15 protein-coding genes are annotated in these 19,660 nt (G+C 57.9%); 10 read left to right on the top strand and 5 right to left on the bottom strand.

What is annotated here, in order from left to right:
- Nucleotides 1–119: 119 nt before the first annotated feature.
- On the bottom strand, nt 120–884 hold the full coding sequence (locus BM320_RS14310) for a DUF2793 domain-containing protein (RefSeq protein ID WP_090201391.1): 765 nt from the start codon (nt 882–884) through the stop codon (nt 120–122).
- A gap of 159 nt (nt 885–1,043) precedes the next feature.
- On the opposite strand from BM320_RS14310, the gene gmd reads away from it, so the two are divergent.
- The 5 genes from gmd to galE all read left to right on the top strand — a co-directional run bounded on the left by gmd (nt 1,044) and on the right by galE (nt 7,201).
- Complete coding sequence (gene gmd, locus BM320_RS14305; protein ID WP_090201583.1) at nt 1,044–2,162, top strand: GDP-mannose 4,6-dehydratase; 1,119 nt, start codon at nt 1,044–1,046, stop codon at nt 2,160–2,162.
- Between the two features lie 2 nt (nt 2,163–2,164).
- Nucleotides 2,165–3,130, top strand: coding sequence for a GDP-L-fucose synthase family protein (locus BM320_RS14300; RefSeq protein ID WP_090201388.1), 966 nt, complete (start codon nt 2,165–2,167; stop codon nt 3,128–3,130).
- Between the two features lie 8 nt (nt 3,131–3,138).
- On the top strand, nt 3,139–4,551 hold the full coding sequence (locus tag BM320_RS14295) for a mannose-1-phosphate guanylyltransferase/mannose-6-phosphate isomerase (RefSeq protein WP_090201387.1): 1,413 nt from the start codon (nt 3,139–3,141) through the stop codon (nt 4,549–4,551).
- A gap of 113 nt (nt 4,552–4,664) precedes the next feature.
- Complete coding sequence (locus BM320_RS16575; RefSeq protein WP_165615067.1) at nt 4,665–6,188, top strand: M10 family metallopeptidase C-terminal domain-containing protein; 1,524 nt, start codon at nt 4,665–4,667, stop codon at nt 6,186–6,188.
- Nucleotides 6,188–7,201, top strand: a complete 1,014-nt coding sequence (gene galE / locus BM320_RS14285) for a UDP-glucose 4-epimerase GalE (protein ID WP_090201383.1) — start codon at nt 6,188–6,190, stop codon at nt 7,199–7,201. Before BM320_RS16575 ends, galE begins: the two co-directional genes overlap by 1 nt.
- Nucleotides 7,202–7,360: 159 nt before the next feature.
- Here galE and BM320_RS14280 read toward each other — a convergent pair whose 3' ends face one another.
- Nucleotides 7,361–8,728, bottom strand: coding sequence for a phosphomannomutase (locus BM320_RS14280; protein WP_090201381.1), 1,368 nt, complete (start codon nt 8,726–8,728; stop codon nt 7,361–7,363).
- A 202-nt stretch (nt 8,729–8,930) separates the two neighbouring features.
- Between BM320_RS14280 and BM320_RS14275 the strand changes: the two genes are divergently transcribed.
- On the top strand, nt 8,931–11,162 hold the full coding sequence (locus BM320_RS14275) for a calcium-binding protein (RefSeq protein ID WP_090201379.1): 2,232 nt from the start codon (nt 8,931–8,933) through the stop codon (nt 11,160–11,162).
- 4 nt (nt 11,163–11,166) lie between these two features.
- Here the strand turns inward: BM320_RS14275 and BM320_RS14270 are convergent, their stop codons facing one another.
- Both BM320_RS14270 and BM320_RS14265 read right to left on the bottom strand, forming a co-directional pair.
- Entirely contained in the window at nt 11,167–12,285 is a 1,119-nt protein-coding gene (locus BM320_RS14270; RefSeq protein ID WP_090201378.1) for a polysaccharide biosynthesis/export family protein, read from the bottom strand.
- A gap of 162 nt (nt 12,286–12,447) precedes the next feature.
- A complete protein-coding gene (locus tag BM320_RS14265) occupies nt 12,448–12,624 on the bottom strand; it encodes a DUF1674 domain-containing protein (RefSeq protein WP_090201376.1) in 177 nt (58 codons plus the stop codon).
- Nucleotides 12,625–12,692: 68 nt separating this feature from the next.
- Between BM320_RS14265 and BM320_RS14260 the strand changes: the two genes are divergently transcribed.
- Nucleotides 12,693–13,961: an RsmB/NOP family class I SAM-dependent RNA methyltransferase gene (locus BM320_RS14260; protein ID WP_090201374.1), complete on the top strand. Its 1,269-nt coding sequence runs from the start codon at nt 12,693–12,695 to the stop codon at nt 13,959–13,961.
- Nucleotides 13,958–14,518: an NADPH-dependent FMN reductase gene (locus BM320_RS14255; RefSeq protein WP_090201372.1), complete on the top strand. Its 561-nt coding sequence runs from the start codon at nt 13,958–13,960 to the stop codon at nt 14,516–14,518. Before BM320_RS14260 ends, BM320_RS14255 begins: the two co-directional genes overlap by 4 nt.
- Before the next feature lie 82 nt (nt 14,519–14,600).
- On the opposite strand, the gene BM320_RS14250 is transcribed toward BM320_RS14255, so the two are convergent.
- Nucleotides 14,601–16,046 (bottom strand): autotransporter outer membrane beta-barrel domain-containing protein, encoded by a 1,446-nt coding sequence (locus BM320_RS14250; RefSeq protein WP_090201371.1) that lies wholly within the window; start codon nt 16,044–16,046, stop codon nt 14,601–14,603.
- Nucleotides 16,047–16,331: 285 nt separating this feature from the next.
- On the opposite strand from BM320_RS14250, the gene BM320_RS14245 reads away from it, so the two are divergent.
- Nucleotides 16,332–18,068: a heparinase II/III family protein gene (locus BM320_RS14245; protein ID WP_311135504.1), complete on the top strand. Its 1,737-nt coding sequence runs from the start codon at nt 16,332–16,334 to the stop codon at nt 18,066–18,068.
- Nucleotides 18,065–19,654, top strand: coding sequence for a bifunctional phosphoribosylaminoimidazolecarboxamide formyltransferase/IMP cyclohydrolase (gene purH, locus BM320_RS14240; RefSeq protein WP_090201370.1), 1,590 nt, complete (start codon nt 18,065–18,067; stop codon nt 19,652–19,654). The genes BM320_RS14245 and purH overlap by 4 nt, the downstream gene beginning before the upstream one ends.
- The last annotated feature ends 6 nt before the right edge of the window (nt 19,655–19,660 follow it).

Genomic DNA, 19,660 nt, shown 5'->3' with positions numbered 1-19,660 from the left:
GGTTTGCTGTCTCATTTTATGAAGCCAAACCGCTATCGTAGGGTCAAATGACAGCAAAACGGGCGCAGCCAGTTATGACGACGCCCGTTTTCACGAATCTGTTGCTGTTGCAGTTTTGTCTAGAAAAGATCCTGCCAGACCGTCCCGTCATGGCAGCGCAGTTTGTTTGCCGTCGAATCAAAGTAAACATCGCCCGCTTGCGCCGATCCGGGCGCGGCGCCGGGGGCAATATGCAGCAACTGGTTAATCCGCACCCGCCCGTCTGCACCGTCGATCCCGATCGCGGCGACCCAATTTGCCCCGTCTGCACTGACCTTAATACTAAAGTCATCATTGCCCGACAGGCCCATTTCGGCGCGCCCTGACCAGCCGCTTTGGTACAGCAGTGATCCGGTATCACCGACCCCCGCTTTGTTGATCTTGAGCTGGTGACCGGCACCAACGTTGTTCAGCAGCGTGGCATCGCTGGAAACCGACAGGCGGTTGGTTGCGTCAGCAGTCGCATTTATGCCGACCATCGCTACATTCTGCGGCACAAATTCGGCCCCTTTGGTAACCCAAACCCCGCCGTCCAGCACCTGCAATTCCGAAATGTCGCGCACCCATGCCGTCCAGCCATCAACGGGCGCGACAAATAGCCACCCCCCGCCCCGCCACGACGCAATTTGCCCGTCTTGCCCTGCCCAATCACCCGTCGCGCCAACGCCAACAGCCCAAGATTCGCCCTCGTTCGGGGTTGCGGGGGGGGCTACGGCGTCGCTTTGTTCCAGCGTAAGCTGCACCAGCAGATCAAGCCGTTCGATCGCTTCGTTATGGGTGACGTGTTTTTGCGCCTGCGCAGGCAGGATAAGCGGCATGGACAGTTTCGGGGTAAAATCAGACATGGGATCATCGCGCCTTTTGGGGAATGTGAATTTCTCGACAGTATTGGGGAACTGTGTAAATGTTCCCCTCACCCTGCGGACGGCGGTTAACGTCCCGTTAAGACCTCTCAGGCACCAAAGTGGTTAACGAATCGTAATCAAAGAAGGATGGTTTTGAACGTGAAACGCGCATTGATCACCGGCGTAACCGGCCAGGACGGATCTTATCTTGCTGAACTCCTTCTTGAAAAAGGTTATGAGGTCCATGGGATCAAACGCCGCGCGTCGCAATTCAACACCGCCCGCATCGATCACATCTACCAAGATCCGCAAACCGATAATGCACGGTTTATCCTGCATTACGGCGACCTGACCGACAGTTCCAACCTGACCCGCATTATCGCACAGGTACAGCCCGACGAGGTCTATAACCTTGGCGCGCAATCGCATGTCGCCGTCAGCTTTGAAGCCCCTGAATACACGGCAGACGTGGATGCAATGGGCACGCTGCGCCTGCTTGAAGCGATCAGGTTTCTGGGGCTGGAAAAGAAAACGCGGTTCTATCAGGCCTCGACCTCCGAACTTTACGGGCAGGTGCGCGAAAGCCCGCAGACCGAACAAACCCCGTTCCATCCGCGCAGCCCTTACGGCGTGGCCAAGCTGTTCGCCTATTGGACCTGCGTGAACTACCGCGAAGCTTACGGGATGTACGCCTGCAACGGCATCCTGTTTAACCATGAAAGCCCGCGGCGCGGCGAAACCTTTGTCACCCGCAAGATCACACGCGGGCTGGCCAATGTTGCGACGGGCCTGCAAGATTGCGTTTATATGGGCAATATCGACGCGCTGCGCGACTGGGGCCATGCGCGCGACTATGTCCGTATGCAGTGGCTTATGCTGCAACAGGACACACCAGAGGATTTTGTAATCGCCACCGGCATTCAGCATTCGGTCCGCGATTTCATTCGCTGGGCCGCGGCAGAACTGGGGCTGGAACTGGCGTTTCAGGGGCAAGGTATTCACGAAACGGCCACTGTGACCGCCGTCACAAGCGACCGCGCTGCATCGGTCAAGCCGGGCGATGTGGTTATGCGGATCGACCCCCGCTATTTCCGGCCGGCCGAAGTCGACACATTGCTGGGCGATCCCGCCAAGGCGCAGACAAAGCTGGGCTGGTCGCCACAGATCACGGCGCAACAGATGTGTGCCGAAATGATCCACGAAGACCTGCAAGCCGCACGGCGCCATGCCTTCTTAAAGGAACACGGGCTCAGCTTGCCCATGACAAAAGAGGCCTGATCATGCGCATTTTCATCGCAGGGCATCAAGGCATGGTCGGCAGCGCTGTGCAGCGGCAGTTGGCCATAGGCGAACATGATCTTGTCACCGCATCGCGCGGGCAGCTTGACCTGACTGACCAAACAGCCGTGCGCGATTTTTTGCGCCGTGAACGCCCCGATATGGTGATCCTAGCGGCCGCGCGTGTCGGCGGGATCATGGCGAATGCGACATATCCGGCGCAGTTCATCTATGAAAACCTGATGATCGCGGCCAATGTGACCCATCAGTCCCACGCCGCCGGCATCGAAAAACTGTTGTTTTTGGGGTCATCGTGCATTTACCCGCGCAATGCGGCGCAACCCATGGCCGAAACGGCACTGCTGACCGGTCCTCTCGAACCGACGAATGAACCTTATGCGCTTGCCAAAATCGCGGGGATCAAACTATGCGAAAGCTATAACCGGCAATACGGCACGGATTACCGCGCAATCATGCCAACCAATCTTTACGGTCCAGGTGACAACTTTCACCCCCAGAACGCGCATGTTCTGCCAGCGTTGATGCACCGGTTTCATGCCGCAGCAGCCGCAGGGGATGACACAGTAACGATCTGGGGCGACGGCACACCGCGCCGTGAATTCCTGCACGTCGATGACCTTGCGCGTGCGGCCCTGTTTGTCATGGCGCTGGACAAGGCACGCTATGACGCGGCCACCACCCCTACGCAAATCCACATCAACATAGGCACCGGCACCGATATCACGATTGCAGAACTGGCCGCTTTGATTGCCCGCACCACGGGGTTCAAAGGGCGCATCGCCTTTGATCCAAGCAAACCAAATGGAACCCCGCGCAAATTGCTGGACGTGCAAACCATGGCCGATCTTGGCTGGCGCGCGCAGATCAGTTTGCACGACGGTATCGCGCAAACCTATGACTGGTACACCGCACAGCTGCAATCCGGTCAGCCGCTTAATTCAAGGTAAAGAAAAACATGATCACGCCTGTCATATTATGTGGAGGGTCGGGAACGCGGCTGTGGCCGCTGTCACGCAAAAGCTACCCCAAGCAGTTTGCGCCGTTTATTGGCGACCAAAGCCTGTTTCAGGCAAGCGCGGCGCGGCTTTCGGGTGCGCAATATGATGCGCCGGTCGTTGTTACGGCAAATGATTTCCGGTTTACGGCGGTTCAACAACTGCAGGAAACGGGGATAGACCCCGGCGCTGTTCTTATCGAACCCGAAGGGCGCGACACAGGCCCTGCAATTCTGGCCGCTGCATTGCATCTGGCGCAATCCGACCCGCAGACGCTGATGCTTGTTGCCCCTTCGGATCATGTGATCCCTGACAAGGCAGCGTTTGATGCCGCCGTTGCTGCGGCGATCCCTGCCGCCCGATCGGGCAAGCTGGTGACTTTCGGGATCAAGCCGGACAGGCCGGAAACAGGGTACGGCTATCTCGCGCTTGATGCGATACCACCAACAGAATCCACCCCGCTCGCACTGAAGGGTTTTGTTGAAAAACCCGATGCAGACCATGCCGCGCAGATGTTGGCGGACGGGCGGTATTTGTGGAACGCGGGCATATTCCTGTTTGCCGTCGAGACAATTCTTGCCGGTTACCAAACCCGCTGCCCTGATATGTATCAGGCCGTGCAAAAGGCCGTCGCACAGTCAGAAACAGACTTGGGGTTCTTGCGGCTCGCACCCGAACCCTGGGCCGAAGCACCTGCAATTTCGATTGATTACGCGGTGATGGAAAAGGCAGACAATCTGGCTGTCGTTCCCTTTGACGGCAGTTGGTCGGATTTGGGGGATTGGGCTGCTGTCTGGCGCGAAACCCAAACCGACGGTCTGGCGCTTGCGGGTCCTGCGACCGCCATTGACTGCACCAACAGCATGCTGCGATCCGAGGTCGGCACGCAGGCGATTGTCGGTATCGGGCTGCACGATATCATTGCCATCGCCATGCCCGACGCGGTGCTGGTCACGCACAAAGACCGCGCGCAAGACGTTAAGAAAGCCGTCGCAATCCTGACCGAAAAAGCCGCACCGCAGGCAACCCGTTTTCCCAAGGATCACCGCCCATGGGGCTGGTTCGAAAGCCTTGCCATCGCCGACCGGTTTCAGGTCAAACGGATTGTGGTCAAGGCAGGCGGCACGCTGTCGCTGCAATCGCACCATCATCGGTCCGAGCATTGGATCGTTGTGCAAGGCACCGCCAAGGTCACCCTTGGCGACACCGTCCAGTTGCTCAGCGAAAACCAGTCGGTCTATATCCCGCTGGGCGCGGTTCATCGGCTTGAAAACCCTGGCAAACTGCCGATGGTGCTGATCGAAGTGCAAACCGGCGCCTATTTGGGCGAAGACGACATTATCCGCTATGAAGATATTTACGCGCGCGACTAACCACCCTAAGCTGGCACTCAACGAATAATTGCAAGTCCGTCTTAATGTGGTCACCTTTGCGGATCACGTTGTGCGGAAGATTGCTCGCATTAGATAAAATATTGGACGCACCTATGGCCCAGTCAACTTCTCCTGTTTCAACACTTGATAGCGGCAATAGCCGCGGCGATGCCGTCATCACCGTGAGTTTTGTAACTTCAGGCAACACCGCAAACGCAATCGGCGGGGAACGGACATCCGAAGGCTGGAGCAACTATGAAAAGCAGCAGTTCATGGCAGCGTTGGCAACAATTTCAAATTACGTAAACCTGACGTTTGTAGAAACCACAAATGTGAACGCTGATTTTCAACTGGTTTTGGACGATTTTGGAAATTCTTCGAACACTTTGGGCTACTTCTACATGCACCAAACACAAAACTATACAGGGTCTACAGCCGGCTATTTTAACAGCAACAACAACGCCGGCTGGAACACCACTGGCGGGCTTGAGGCTGGTGGCCTTGCATACTCGACCATCATCCACGAGGCACTGCACGGGCTGGGCCTAGATCACCCGCACGACGGAAATGGAGTACTACAAGGTCTGGAAGGTCATACCGGCGATCCAAGCTATCCCTTCGGATTTTATGGCGACTACGGCCTAAACCAAGAAGTGTACACCATCATGTCCTATAATGCTGGGTATAATGGGGCACCTGCCGCAAATGGCATAAACAATGGCGGCGCAGCCTCTCCTATGGCCTTGGACATTGCCATGCTGCAAGAAATCTACGGCGCCAACACAACATATAACAGTGGAAACAACTACTACGACATTCCCGACAACGATGATGCGTGGGTCTCGATCTGGGACACTGGCGGAACAGATACAATCCGCTATTCGGGGTCAAAAGATGTAACCATCGACCTGCGCGAGGCAACATTGCAATATGAAGCCGGCGGTGGTGGATTTATCTCTGCTGCAGATGGCGTGGCGGGCGGTTATACCATCGCCAACGGTGCGGTGATTGAAAACGCAACCGGGGGGTCTGGCGATGACACGCTGATCGGGAACGATGTGAACAACACACTCACCGGTAACGGAGGCACAGACACAATTGACGGCGGTGCTGGCAATGATACGCTTTACGGCAATTCGGGTGGAGACATTGTGAGCTCGGGCGAAGGCGCCAACACGATTTACGGCGGCAGCGGGTTTGATAATCTTGACGGCGGCGACGGGGTAGACACTATCTTTGGCGGCAGCGGCAATGATTCAATTTATGGTCATGACGGCAATGACAACCTCTATGGCGGACGCGGCAATGACATAATCAACGGCGGTGCTGATGATGATACGATCATCGGCGGCATGGGTGCGGATACGCTGACTGGCGGTGCCGGTGCGGATACCTTTGTGTTTAACGCCATGTCCGACAGTTTTGCCGCGACGCGCGATGAAATCACGGATTTCACGGCCGGCGTTGATGAAATCGACTTGTCTGCCTTTGGTATCACCAGCGCGGAAGTGACGCTTGATGCTTCGGGTGGCAATACCACCGTGCATATCGACAGCAACGATGACGGCATTGACGACATGGCAATCCTTATCACAGGCGTTGAGCTGGCAAATACGAACGACTTTATCTTCGTCTAATGCGCGTACTTGTTACCGGCGGCGCCGGTTATATCGGCAGCCACACATTGTTGGAACTGACTGCGCAGGCCCATGCGGTTTGCGTGCTTGACGATTATTCCAATGCCACGCCCGAGGTTCTGAACCGCGTCCGTAGTCTGTCGAACGGCGCGGTTGCGGATTTCACGGGCGATGTGCGCGATCCGGTGATGCTAGACCACGTGATGCAGGAATTCAGGCCCGACGCGGTAATCCATTTTGCGGGCCTCAAGGCGGTTGGTGAAAGTCAGGAAAAGCCGCTGCTTTACTACGATGTGAACGTTGGTGGCACGCTCGCGCTATTGCGCGCGATGGACCGTGCGGGCTGCAAGACGATCATTTTTTCATCTTCGGCCACGGTTTACGGTGAACCCGTCTATCTACCCTATGACGAAGCCCACCCGACAGCGCCGCTTTCGGTCTATGGCCGGTCCAAACTGATGGCCGAACAGATCCTGACGAGCTGGGCCGCGACCGCACCGGACAAGGCCGCCGTGTTGCTGCGCTATTTCAACCCTGTCGGCGCGCATAATTCGGCAAAAATAGGCGAGGATCCCAAAGATATCCCCAACAACCTGATGCCCTATATTGCACAGGTCGCAGTCGGTAAGCGCGACGCGTTAACCGTGTTCGGTGATGATTACGACACCCCCGACGGCACAGGCTTGCGCGATTATATCCATGTGGTTGATCTGGCGCGCGCGCACGTTGCCGCGCTGGATTATGCGGTGAAAAACGCTGGCGCACGCCCGTTCAATATCGGCACCGGCCAAAGCTATAGCGTGCGCGACATGGTCGCCGCGTTTGAAACGGCAAGCGGTCGAAAAATCAAAACGGTCCAAGCTACAAGGCGGTCAGGCGATATCGCCAAGATGCAAGCAGACGCATCGCGCGCCGCAAAAGAGCTGGGCTGGAAGGCCGAACATGATCTGAATGATATGGCATCAAGCGTCTGGGCATGGCAATCCGGCAATCCCGACGGGTATGGCGCCTGAAAAACAAAGGCTTCCCGGTGAAATTCACACGAGAAGCCCCTAGACACATCGCTACCCAGATCACACAACCTTGCCCTTTGGCTGTTCTCCGTCCATTAGCGGACAAAGTCTGTGCTTTTTGTCACAAATTGCTGGAAATTTTACGGGTATCCCCGCAGATTACAACCCAAGCATGCGCCTGACAACAGCCAATCCCGTCATTAGCGTAGTTTGTGCCGCGTCGGCGCTATCTGCTTCGGCATAGAATCGCAGTTCGGGCGCGTTGCCCGAGGGGCGCAAATGCACAATCCGGCTGTCTTGCAGGGTTATCCGCAAACCGTCGGTTTGGTCGATCGCTGCTTCTTGCCCGCCAAGCCCGTTCAAGAACGCAGCCCGCGCAGCAGCGTCACCGGCAAGCCCGCGCACCAGATTCCGGCTGTCGCTGGTCGGTATGTTCTGCAACCGGTCAGCGGCGGTAAAGCGCGGGGGTTGGCTTGCCACCAGTTGCGCAACACTGCTTGCCCGCGCGGCACAAAGCACCGCCAGTATCGGCAGCACGGCGTCGCGGGTCATCAATGGCGGCAACGGCCCTTGCGGCCCCTGTGCCTGAAAGCCCAAAAGAAAGCCGCCGTTTGCTTCATAGCCGACAGTCTTGCCCGCGGCGGATTCCATGCCCGCAATCACAAATGGTGATCCGATTTGCGTGCGGTGTACGGTAAGCAACTGATCCACGCCTGTATTCGACGAAACCGGCGTCACGACCGTTTGCGCACCCAATGCCTGCGCTGTGATCTGCCCCAGGATATCACCAGGCACTACATTTCCCGCCGCATCCGTGACCAAGGGGCGGTCGCCATCGGCATCGGTTGAAACAATTGCCGCAACATCATGTGCTGCCGCCCAATCGCGCAACTGCGCGCGCAGCGCGGGTGCGACAGCCTCGGTATCCACAGGAATAAACATGTCAGACCGGCCAAGCACCACCACTTCCGCCCCAAGCATTGCTAGCAAATCCTCCAGCTGGTCACGCCCGACAGCGCTATGCGCGTAAAGCCCGATACGCATCCCCCCAAGCGCGCCGCCATAAGCCGCTTTGAACCGTGCATTATACTGCGCGCAAATATCGGTGTTTTTGGCCGGATCGCCGGGGGTGGCCTGCAGGGTCTGACCCAATGCGGCAAGAATTGCCTGTTCTTGCGGCTTGGTGATTTCACCCTGCGGGGTATAGAATTTCAGACCGTTGCGGTCGGCGGGAATATGGCTGCCCGTGATCATCACCGCCGCGGCCCCCGCCCGCATCGCGCCCAGCGCCAGCGCAGGTGTCGGCACCGCACCGCAAAGGGTGACGTTCACCCCCGCACCAAGCGTGGCCCGTGCAACCATCGCGGCGATATCGGGCGATGATGACCGCAGGTCATGGCCGATAAATACTCCGGTCCCGATCGGGCACGCGGCGATAAAGGCGGTCACATGCTGCCCGACAAGCGCGGGCGTCAGCGCGGTCACAAGCCCGCGCAACCCGCTGGTGCCGAATTTGGGTGTGGTCATCTTGTTTCCCCTTTGCTTCTTGCTGTTCTAATGCGCCGCCCGCCACAGGTACACCCGCTGGGTGATCATAAAATTCGCCAATCCTTTTAAGTAATTGCTTTGCAAGCTCCTTGATCCTGCCGCAATTTGACCATGCGCCCGCCCGCTCGGAACACGACCGTCAAACAAGACGACTGTTTCTTGGTCCTGGGGGGGACCACACATGTCACAAATCACCTTGGTGACCTACCTCAGCAACGGGGCAGAGCTCGCGTATTCTCATATTACCGATCTGTCATTGATGACGGTGGATGGCGTGCAGATGCTGTACAGCACGACCCAATATGACGGGGTGCTGAACGGGTGGGATATTTCGGCGGCAACCCCGCAGCAAATTGATAGTCTGCTGCTGAACGGCGGCACCATTGCCGGCAGCACAGCCACATTGACCACAATCCAAACCAGCACCGGTGTCACCATCCTGAGCGGTGGCGGCGATAGCGGTGCGTTGCAAACGGTGGCCATCGGGTCGGACGGCACATTTGGCAGCGCTACGCCGCTCGGGGTCGCACTTGCGGGGTTCCAGAATTATTGCACGGTTACATTGGGATCCGGTGCGCAAGTTGTTTACGGCGGGCTTGCGGGCGGGCAAGGGATCGGACAGATCACATTTGACGCCACAGGCAGTCTGACGGGCAGCACCACGCTGACCGGACCTGCGGGCAGTTTTATCAACCAGATTTCAGCCACCGCATCGGTGGTTGTTGGCGGGCAGACAATCCTGATCACGGCAAGCGGGATCGACAACGGAATCAGCAGCTGGCTGGTCGATGCGGCAGGTGCGCTAACATTGGGCCAGAACCTTGGCGCGGCAGAAAATCTCTGGGTATCCGCGCCCAGCGTGATGGCCAGCGCCACGGTGGGCGGCACACAATATGTGCTGCTTGGCGCGGCAGGCAGTGGCAGCATCACCGTGATGGAGATCGACGCCAGCGGGCAGATAATTATCCGCGACCATGTGCTTGATACATTGGACACGCGGTTTGACGAAATCACCGCGCTTGAGATCATCACGCATCAGGGGCAAACCTATGTTGTCGCAGGCGGGGGTGACGACGGGATAACCGTTTTTACCCTGCTCGAAGGCGGGCAGCTGATCACGCGCGCGCATATTGCCGACACCACGGCGATGGGGCTTGATAATGTCAGTGCAATTGCCCTGACTGGAAACGGTGACGGGCTTGATATCTATGTCGCCAGCAGCAGTGAAATCGGCTTGACCAAATTGCGTTTTGACACGGGCACCGCGGGGATCACGACGACCGCCACGCTTGCGGGCGGGGTGCTTGCCGGGACTGCGGGGGCCGATATCTTGCAAGGCCACGACGGTGCCGATGTCCTGCAAGCAGGCGCGGGCGACGATATTCTGCGCGATGGCGCCGGCAGTGACCTGATGACAGGCGGGGCGGGCGCGGATGTGTTTATTCTCTCATCCGATGGGGTGGCGGATACGATAACCGATTTTACGCTGGGCGAAGACATTATTGACCTGTCAAACTGGTCCATGCTGCGTGACATCAGCCAACTGATCATGACGATCCTGACCAATGGGGTCGAAGTCCGCTATGGCAACGAGGTGCTGACAATCTATAGCGCCGATGGCAACCCGATCGACTATCGCAGTTTTACAAATGGCGATCTGATCGGGCTAACGCGCATCCCCCAAAGCAGCAGCCCCGGTTACCCCGGCCCGGCAACCCCGCCGCCGGATCCAAACCCGCAGAACCCGCCCGCCACGGACACCGACCCGTTGAATATTCTGACGGGCGCAGGCCAGATCGCGGGCGGCAATATCGATGTGCTGCGCGGCCTACTGGACGGTAATCCCGTCCCCGCACCAACAGATGGCACGGCGGCCGATGACATTATCATGGGCACGGATGGCAATGATGTCATTACAGGCGGCGACGGGCGCGATGTGATCATGGCGGGCGCAGGCGATGATACCCTGTCGGGCGGCGCGGGTGACGACACGCTGATGGGCCGCGCGGGCAACGATGTTTTGCACGGCGGCACAGGCGCGGACATGCTGCTTGGCGGTGCGGGCAACGATGAAATCTATGGCGGAAGCGGTCAGGACCTGCTGCGCGGCGGCGAAGGAAATGACACGATCAGCGGCGGTGCGGGCGATGATATTCTTTATGGCGATGCGGGCGCGGATGAATTTATCTTTGATGGCGGCACCGATACCATCGCCGATTTCAGCCAGGGCGAAGATCACATCACGCTTGATCCGGCGCTGTGGACGGGCCTGACATCGGCGGCTGATCTTTTGTTTGTTTACGGGACGCTTAACGGGACGCAAATGACCATCGACTTTGGCAATGGTGATGTGCTGATTATCGAAAATGTGACTGATGCCAGCGCGCTAGCGGATGACATCAGCCTTTTCTAGCGGATCAATTCACCAGCGAAGCCAGCGTTTGCCCCAAGCTGAACACGGTCAAGGCAGAACCAAGAACACTTTCGGTGCCATAGATCAGATCATCGTCCTGAATGACGAATTTGCCCGCTGAAAACAGCCCGTCCGCCGATGTCAGATCCATTGTGAACACGACACGCTGCTGCGCGGGGCCGGTCATATCATCACGCACCGCACTGGTGTCATATTCGCGCATGATCAAAATGCCCTTGGGATTGGCCGTGCCGGCGTTGACGCCGCCGATTGTTGACAAAGCCTCTAGCGCGGTCATGTTCTGTTCGGTGATCGGATGCACCGCCTCTGATCCGGTCGCCCCCAACGAAAGGAAATTGCGTTCGTCGCCGACGATCATCAACCGGTCGCCGCCGCGCATCGTTGTGTTTAACGCGGGTTCTTCCATAAGCCGCTTGAGCGCGACCCCATAGGTACGTCCGTTGCGGATCAAGCGGATCTGCGGGTTTACCAATGTCGAATTTGCGCCGCCAGCGAGCGACAAAAGTTCCAGAATCTTGAAATTCCGGTCCGGCAATTCATAAAGCCCGGGCGCGCCGAATCCGGTCATCAGGTTCGCCATATTGGCCCGCCCCGGCACGACGATCAATTGCACCTGTGCAGACGGGATGGTGCGGCTTAGTTCTTCTTCGATGCGCGCGCGCGCGGTGGTTTCCGCCATGCCCGCGATCTGCATTTCCCCGATATAGGGCACAAAAATGCGCCCTGCCGAAGAAACTTGCGTATCTTGCAACGGGGTAACCCGTTGCCCCGCCCCCGCCAGAAGCGAGTTTTCTTCGGCGTCCCAGATTGTCAGCTGCACCGTATCGCCCGGTGCGATAATCAGTGATGCAGGCTGTTCTTGACTGCTGATCCAGGGGAATTCTTGAATATCGGGGTTCGGCCAAGCGTTGATCATCGGCAGCGTTTCGCGGGTAACGGCGATCACTTCGAAATCATAGACCGCTTCTTCGCCTTCGGCACGGCTGCTGGCGTTGGACGCGGCCAATACTTCGGATTGGAAACCGGCACCGCGCGGCAGGCTACAGCCCGCCGTTAACAAACAAAGCCCTAGCACGGCAATCCGTTGCAATGTGAGTTGCATGCTCTCTCCCTCGGTCGGTCGTGCATTTATGCGCGACATCATTTGCACGAGGAATACCGCAATCCCCAACAAAAGCAGAGCAGAAAATGTGTATAATTTTTCAAGTGATGCAATCGCGCCAATGTCAAACCTGCATCGCCGTGGCAAGGCGCGCTGCGCCGCCTAGAAATCGACGGCAATCCCTTTGCGTTCCCAATCGCCAAAGCGCACAGGTTCCGGTCCGTCGCGCCCGCCCAGCTCTGTCGGGAGCCCCTCTTTGCCGGCCTGTTTGCGGCGGGCTTCGGCCTCTGCAAGGGCGCGTTGGGCGGGGGTCGTCTGGTCGGTCGGCTGGTCAGCCATATGAACTCTCCTTGTCGGCAGCATGGCTTTGATATACCCCGCTTGCACCCAGCATCAAGAGATACCCCATGAATCAAACAGGTCTGCCTGCCCGCCGTACCGCGCATCATTTGCTGATGCAAATCACGACCGAAGGTCGCCTGATGGCGGAATTGATCGCAGGCGGCGCGCTTGCGCAGCTGGCAAATGATGACCGCGCCCGCGCACAACGGTTGGCAACGGATGCGCTGCGTGGTTTGGATCGGGCCGACCGGATGCTGAAACCCTATCTGAAAAAAACGCCGACGGATCACGTGCTGAACGCGCTGCGCCTTGGCGTGATCGAACTGTGCGGCGGTGAGGCCGCGCATGGTGTGGTTAACGCCTATGTCGAAATTGTCGCGCGCAACAAACGCACCCAATCCATGAAGGGGCTAACCAACGCAGTGCTGCGCAAGATCGCCGCAGAAGGGCCGGAAGGCTGGCACAAACGCGCGGTGCCTCTGACACCCGGCTGGCTGCGCCAGCCGCTTGTTGCCGCCTGGGGCCGCGACGCGGTTACCGCGATGGAAGCCGTGCATTTCGGCGGCGCGCCACTGGACCTGAGCGCAAAAACCGATGCCCAAGCCGTCGCCGATGCCACGGGCGGGCAAGTGCTTGCCAGCGGATCCGTGCGGATCATGAACGCGGGCCAAGTATCGACATTGGCGGGCTATGCGACGGGCGATTGGTGGGTGCAGGATGCTGCCGCCGCGATCCCCGTAAAGCTGTTGGGCGATGTTTCGGGGCTCAAGGTGCTGGATCTTTGCGCAGCACCCGGCGGGAAAGCCATGCAATTGGCGGCCGCTGGCGCGGATGTCACCGCCGTTGATCTGTCATCGCGGCGCATGGAACGGGTCGCAGAAAATCTTGCGCGCACCGGCCTTAAGGCTCGCACCGTGGTCAGCGATGCCTTTGCGTTTACCGAAGGCGGATTTGACGCCATTCTGCTGGATGCGCCCTGTTCGGCCACAGGCACAATCCGGCGTCACCCCGACCTACCCTACGCCAAAGACGGTTCCGAATTCGGGGCGTTGATTGATCAACAGGAATCCATGATCGACCACGCGCTTAGCCTGCTCAAACCCGGCGGACGGCTGGTGTTTTGCACCTGTTCGCTACTGCCCGACGAAGGCGAGGTTCAAATCGAAGAAGCGCTGTCGCGGCACGCGGGCCTGACGGTCGAACCCCCTGTCGCAGCTGGCATAGACCCTGCATGGATAACCGACGAAGGCGGGTTGCGTCTGCGCCCTGATTATTGGTCCGACCTTGGTGGCATGGACGGGTTCTATATGGCGGTTTTGCGCAAACCGGCATGAATATCCTCGCAATTTCAGGAAGCACGCGCGCCGCGTCAACGAATACAGCCTTGTTGCACGCGCTTGCCGCGATTGCGCCGACGGGTGTGACGGTCGCGGTGTATGACCAGCTGGCCAGTTTGCCGGTGTTTTCAGCCGATCTTGATGCCGCACCGCCGCAGGCCGTTATGGACTTCAAACAAAGGGTTGCAGCTACGGACGGGATCGTTTTTTCCAGCCCCGAATACGTGCGCAGCCTGCCCGGCGGGCTCAAGAACGCGATTGACTGGCTGGTCTCTGGCGATGCCGTGATCGCAAAACCGATGGCGATCTTGCACGGATCGCATCGGGGCGATGACATGCTGGATGCTTTGCGGATGGTGCTTGCGACTGTCAGTAGTGGCTTTAGCCCTGATCTTTTTACACGCTTCCCATTGATCGGGAAAACACCCGCACAGGTCTCCGAGACGCTGGCCGCACCTGAAAACGCGGTACAATTGCGCGCGTTTCTAAGCCGGTTCATCGCCTTGGCAAATCCGCGCACAAACAATAGCTTTGCCGGATCGTCGCACCGGTAAATATGCGTTTCAAAGCCCAAAAGAAAACCACCCGAACGTCTGCTGACGCCCGGGTGATTGAATTGCTTCGCAGTCAGCTCGTTCAGAACTGATAGTTAACGGCCAAACTTAGACCGACGGTTTTCAAATCATCTTCGCCCAGACCATCGACAAAGGCATTCAGCCCGGCATTCAGCCCTGCGCCATTGGAGTAATTCACGCCTGCATCGATCCGGCCACGCCAGCCATTGTGATTGCCAATGACGGATGACGCGGCGGCGTCACCAACGGTTTCCGACCAGATGCCAGATAGCCCGCCAACCAGTACAAGGTCATGCGAGGAGATCGGCTTTTCAAAGTCCATACCAAGGGCAACCTCGGTTTGTTCGATTTCCTGTGCGTCGATGTCAACAGCATTGCTGTCCGTATAGGCATTCTGCGTATCGCGGACGTAGCTGGCCGAGATATTCGGGAACATGGTGAACTGTTCCATTTCAACGCGGCCTTCCAAATTCAGCATGGCTAACAAACGCTCACCGTCAAAACTGTCGGTTGCATCGCCGTCTGGCGTGAATTCGTTATCGGTTTTACCGTAAAGCAGACGCCCATCCAAAAACAGCGGGTGTTCAGAAATTTGCGAGGCAAAATACGGACCGACCAGCCAACCTTTGCCCTCGGCCTTATCGCCGTTAGCAAAATCCTGCTCTGCCCAATCCATCTGCAACATGGCACCAACCACGGTGTTGTCGCCAAAAGACAGATGCGCACCAGCGGCCCCAAGGAAATAGCTTTGGTCATTGCCTTCTTCAAATTCCGTGGCGCTGCCGGTCAGGGTTGCCCAGACAGGCCCGCGTCCGGCAGAGGCAAAATCAATGCTGCCAGCACCTTGGGTTACGTCTGCATTAAACCGTCCACCAGCGCGACCATCGACAAAACGCAACACGTCGGGCTGGTTTTGCACAAGCGCACGCGCGCGGTTTTCCATGAAACTTGCGATCTGCTCCTGCGCAGCAGGGCCCGTCACGCCATCATAAGTGATGGTGCCGCTGACAACGAAGCTTACGCCACTAGGGCTGCCGTTGTACGCTTCACATAAATTGTTTACTTCGCCTGAGGCTTGGTAGGTAATGTCTAGCTGGCCATCCGCAATAAGTGGCGCAAGTGTAGCCTGATCAACAATCAGGCTTTGGTTCACCGCAGATGCACATTGCGTTCCTGTAGGGCCGACCACACCCACGTTCACACCATCCAAAAACACGGTCAACGTTTCTGCATCAAATCCGCCTCCGCCAGCATAATCGAGATCGCCAAAAAGGCTCAGATCAAGCGTGGCATCGCCATTGGTTTCTGTCGGCAAACCGGTGATCGTCGTGCTAGCAGAGCCTCCGGTGACGGTGCTGTAAACCTGCGGAATAGCCGTTGATTGCGCGTGTGCAGCAGTTGCGACCAAAAACAGTGGTGTCGCTAATATACCCAGTTTTTTGCTATTCCGGATTGCCTGAACGCCGCGTGTCAATTTACGGCCCAAATCTTTGTTACTATTTTTCATTTTTCTCACATCATTAACTAAATCCACGCGGAAAGTTACCAATCTCCATGCAAATATAATACTTAGAAAACAAGTTACTACGTTTCTGGTAGCAATAATGGCAACGCGGCAACAGTGTAGCTTTTGCCCAAACACAACCCAAGGTAGCTGTGAGCGTCAGTTTCCGCGTAACGTCGTGCAATTAACGCTTTGGCAAAACCACGCGCACGCCCATAAGTTTGCGTGACTTAGCGGTGATGATTTTCTATCGTGCAGGCAATTACGAGTAACCAAGGCGGCGCTGCATTGGCAAAAGCGACCACATGGCGGGATCGCCGCACCAGATTTATGCACGCGGTACATGCGCGGCGCGCGGCGCGGCGTAATGTGGCAACCGGTTTTGTCACGCCACCCGAACCCCGCTCGATCGGGGTAGTCGGGCGCGGGCGGCAGTTGATCACCGGAAATTTTCTTTTCTCTGGCGTATTTGTCGAAGGACCGCGGCTTTCGCTTTGGGATATTGCAGAAAAACACCCCGAGATTGCCAATGAAATCCATGGCGGTGACTGGATGGATGATCTGGTTGCGGTGGGCGATGAAAAGGCGCGAAGCCGCGCGCAGGATTGGGTTTTTGAATGGATCACCCGATATGGCAATGGCCGCAACGCTGGCTGGACGCCTGACGTTGTTGGGCGACGTTTGATCCATTGGATCAACCACGGTGAATTCATCCTGCGCGGCCAAGACACGCCTGCAACCGAACTATTCTTGCGGACTTTGGCGCAGCAGACCCTGTTTCTTGCTGCACGCTGGCACACAATGCCCCAAGGGCTGGCCCGCTTCGAGGCGCTTGCCGGTGTGATCTATGCCGGATCGACACTCGCAGAAATGCAAGCCCACGCAACGCCAGCGGTGACGGCATTGGCGGCCACCTGCGCCAATGAAATCAGCCCCGACGGCGCAATTATCACCCGCAACCCCGAAGAATTGCTGGAAGTCCTGACGCTGTTAAATCTGGCGGTGCAATCGCTGACGGCCGCAGGGCAAAAAGTTCCGCGTGAAATCACCCGAGCGATTGAACGGATCGTGCCGACCCTGCGTGCGCTGCGCCATGCCGATGGCAGCCTCACACGGTTTCACGGCGGCGGCTCCGGGCTTGAAGGGCGGCTGGATCAGGCCTTTGCCGAAGCAGCGATCAGGACCGCACCAACGGCAGGGCTGCACATGGGTTTTGCCAAGCAAACCGGCGGGCGCACATCGCTGATCGTTGATGCAGCCGTGCCGCCAACGGGTGCGGCATCAGCCAAAGGTCACGCAAGTACATTGGGGTTTGAACTGGTTTCGGGGCGGCGCCCGATCATCGTCAACAGCGGATCAGGCGCGCGGTTCGGCCGCGAATGGCGGCGGGCAAGCCGCGCCACCGCCAGCCATTCCACGCTGGGCATCGAAGGGGTGTCATCATCGCAACTGAATCCCAAAGGTGTCTGGCTACTCAAGACCCCGGATGTCGTGCGCTTTCACACCCCTGTCACCGATGGCATCCGTCAGCTTGAGATGTCGCACAACGGTTATCAGCGCAGCTTTGGGCTGACCCATGCGCGGATTCTCAATCTCGCGGTTGATGGGCGCCAATTGACCTGCGAAGACCTGCTTGCCACGTTGGATGATGATGACAATGGCAAGTTTGACATGGCGCGCGGCGACAAGGGGATCGCCTTTAACATCCGGTTCCATCTGCACCCCGATGTCGCTGCCACGCGCGACGGTGAATCTGTCTATCTGGTGCTGAAATCGGGGGAAACATGGGTCTTTAGCCATGATGGCGCGGCGAAATTGTCGGTTGCGCCATCAGTTTATCTGCAAAATGGCCGTTTAAGGCCAATTGGCACGCATCAGGTGGTTTTATCTGGGCGCGCAATGTCCTATGCGACACGCGTCCGCTGGTCACTGGCCAAGGCCCAAGACACGCCCACAGCCGTGCGTGACCTTGTCCAAAGTGACGAAGCGGATGATGTGGAATATACACCTGGGGACTTTGAATGACCGACCTTGCACCACTGCGCCGCGCGCTGCTTTCTGTATCTGACAAAACGGGGCTTGTGGATCTGGCCCGCGCGCTTGCTGATCGCGGGGTCGAATTGCTGTCGACCGGCGGGTCCGCCGCTGCGCTGCGAGACGCAGGGCTTGAGGTGCGCGATGTGGCCGATGTGACCGGTTTTCCTGAAATGATGGACGGGCGCGTCAAAACCTTGCACCCCGTCGTGCACGGTGGATTGCTGGCCCGCCGCGATCTTGAAGGGCACCGCGATGCGATGGTCGAACATAACATCGGGCCGATCGACCTGTTGGTTGTGAACCTGTACCCGTTCGAAGAAACCGTTGCCAAAGGCGGCGATTACGCCGCCTGCATCGAAAACATCGATATCGGTGGCCCAGCGATGATCCGGTCTGCTGCGAAAAATCATGCCTTTGTCACCGTAGTGACCGACGTCGAAGATTACGCCGCTGTACTGGCCGAACTTGATGCCAACAACGGCCAGACGACATTGGCACTGCGTCAGAAACTGGCCCAAACTGCCTATGCGCGCACTGCGGCCTATGACACGGCAGTCAGCACGTGGATGGCAGGCGCAATTGGCCAAGATGCACCGCGCCGCCGATCGTTCACAGGCACATTCAAACAAACCATGCGCTATGGCGAAAACAGCCACCAGTCTGCAGCGTTCTATACCGATGGCACAGGCCGCCCCGGTGTGGCGACTGCCGTGGTGCATCAGGGCAAGGAGCTGTCGTACAACAATATCAACGACACCGACGCCGCGTTTGAACTGGTTGCAGAATTTGACCCTGCCGACGGCCCTGCCGTGGCAATTATCAAACACGCCAACCCTTGCGGCGTGGCCCGCGGCGCGACCTTGCTTGAGGCCTATCAAAACGCGTTCAACTGCGACCGCACGTCTGCCTTTGGCGGGATCGTGGCGCTGAACCAGCCATTGGACGAAGAAACCGCCAAAGCCATTGTCGAGATCTTCACCGAAGTCGTGATCGCGCCAGGTGCATCGGACGCCGCCAAGGCCGTATTCGCAGCCAAGAAAAACCTGCGCCTTTTGACAACCGACGCGCTGCCCGACGTGACCACCCCGATCACAACCTACCGTCAGGTTGCGGGCGGGATGCTGGTGCAGGACAAGGACACCGGATTTGTCGGCATGGATGATCTGAAGGTCGTGACCAAAGTTGCGCCGACAGATGAACAAATGTCTGACTTGTTGTTCGCGTGGAAAGTCGCCAAACACGTCAAATCCAACGCGATTGTCTACGTCAAAGACAAGGCAACCGTTGGTGTGGGCGCGGGCCAGATGTCGCGGCTCGATTCCGCCCTGATCGCCGCGAAAAAGGCCGAACGCATGGCCGATGCAATGGGCCTGCCGCAACCGCTGACCATCGGGTCGGCTGTCGCGTCTGACGCGTTTTTCCCATTTGCCGACGGTCTGCTAGAGGCCGCAGCTGCTGGTGCGACCTGCGTGATCCAGCCGGGCGGGTCCATGCGTGACGACGAAGTCATTGCCGCAGCCGATGAGGCCGGAATCGCGATGGTCTTTACCGGCATGCGCCACTTTAAACACTAAGGGACC

This window comes from Yoonia tamlensis (assembly GCF_900115105.1).
Lineage (GTDB): Bacteria > Pseudomonadota > Alphaproteobacteria > Rhodobacterales > Rhodobacteraceae > Yoonia > Yoonia tamlensis.
Note: the sequence above shows the minus strand (reverse complement) of the source record. Positions and strands in the feature narration are given on the sequence as shown.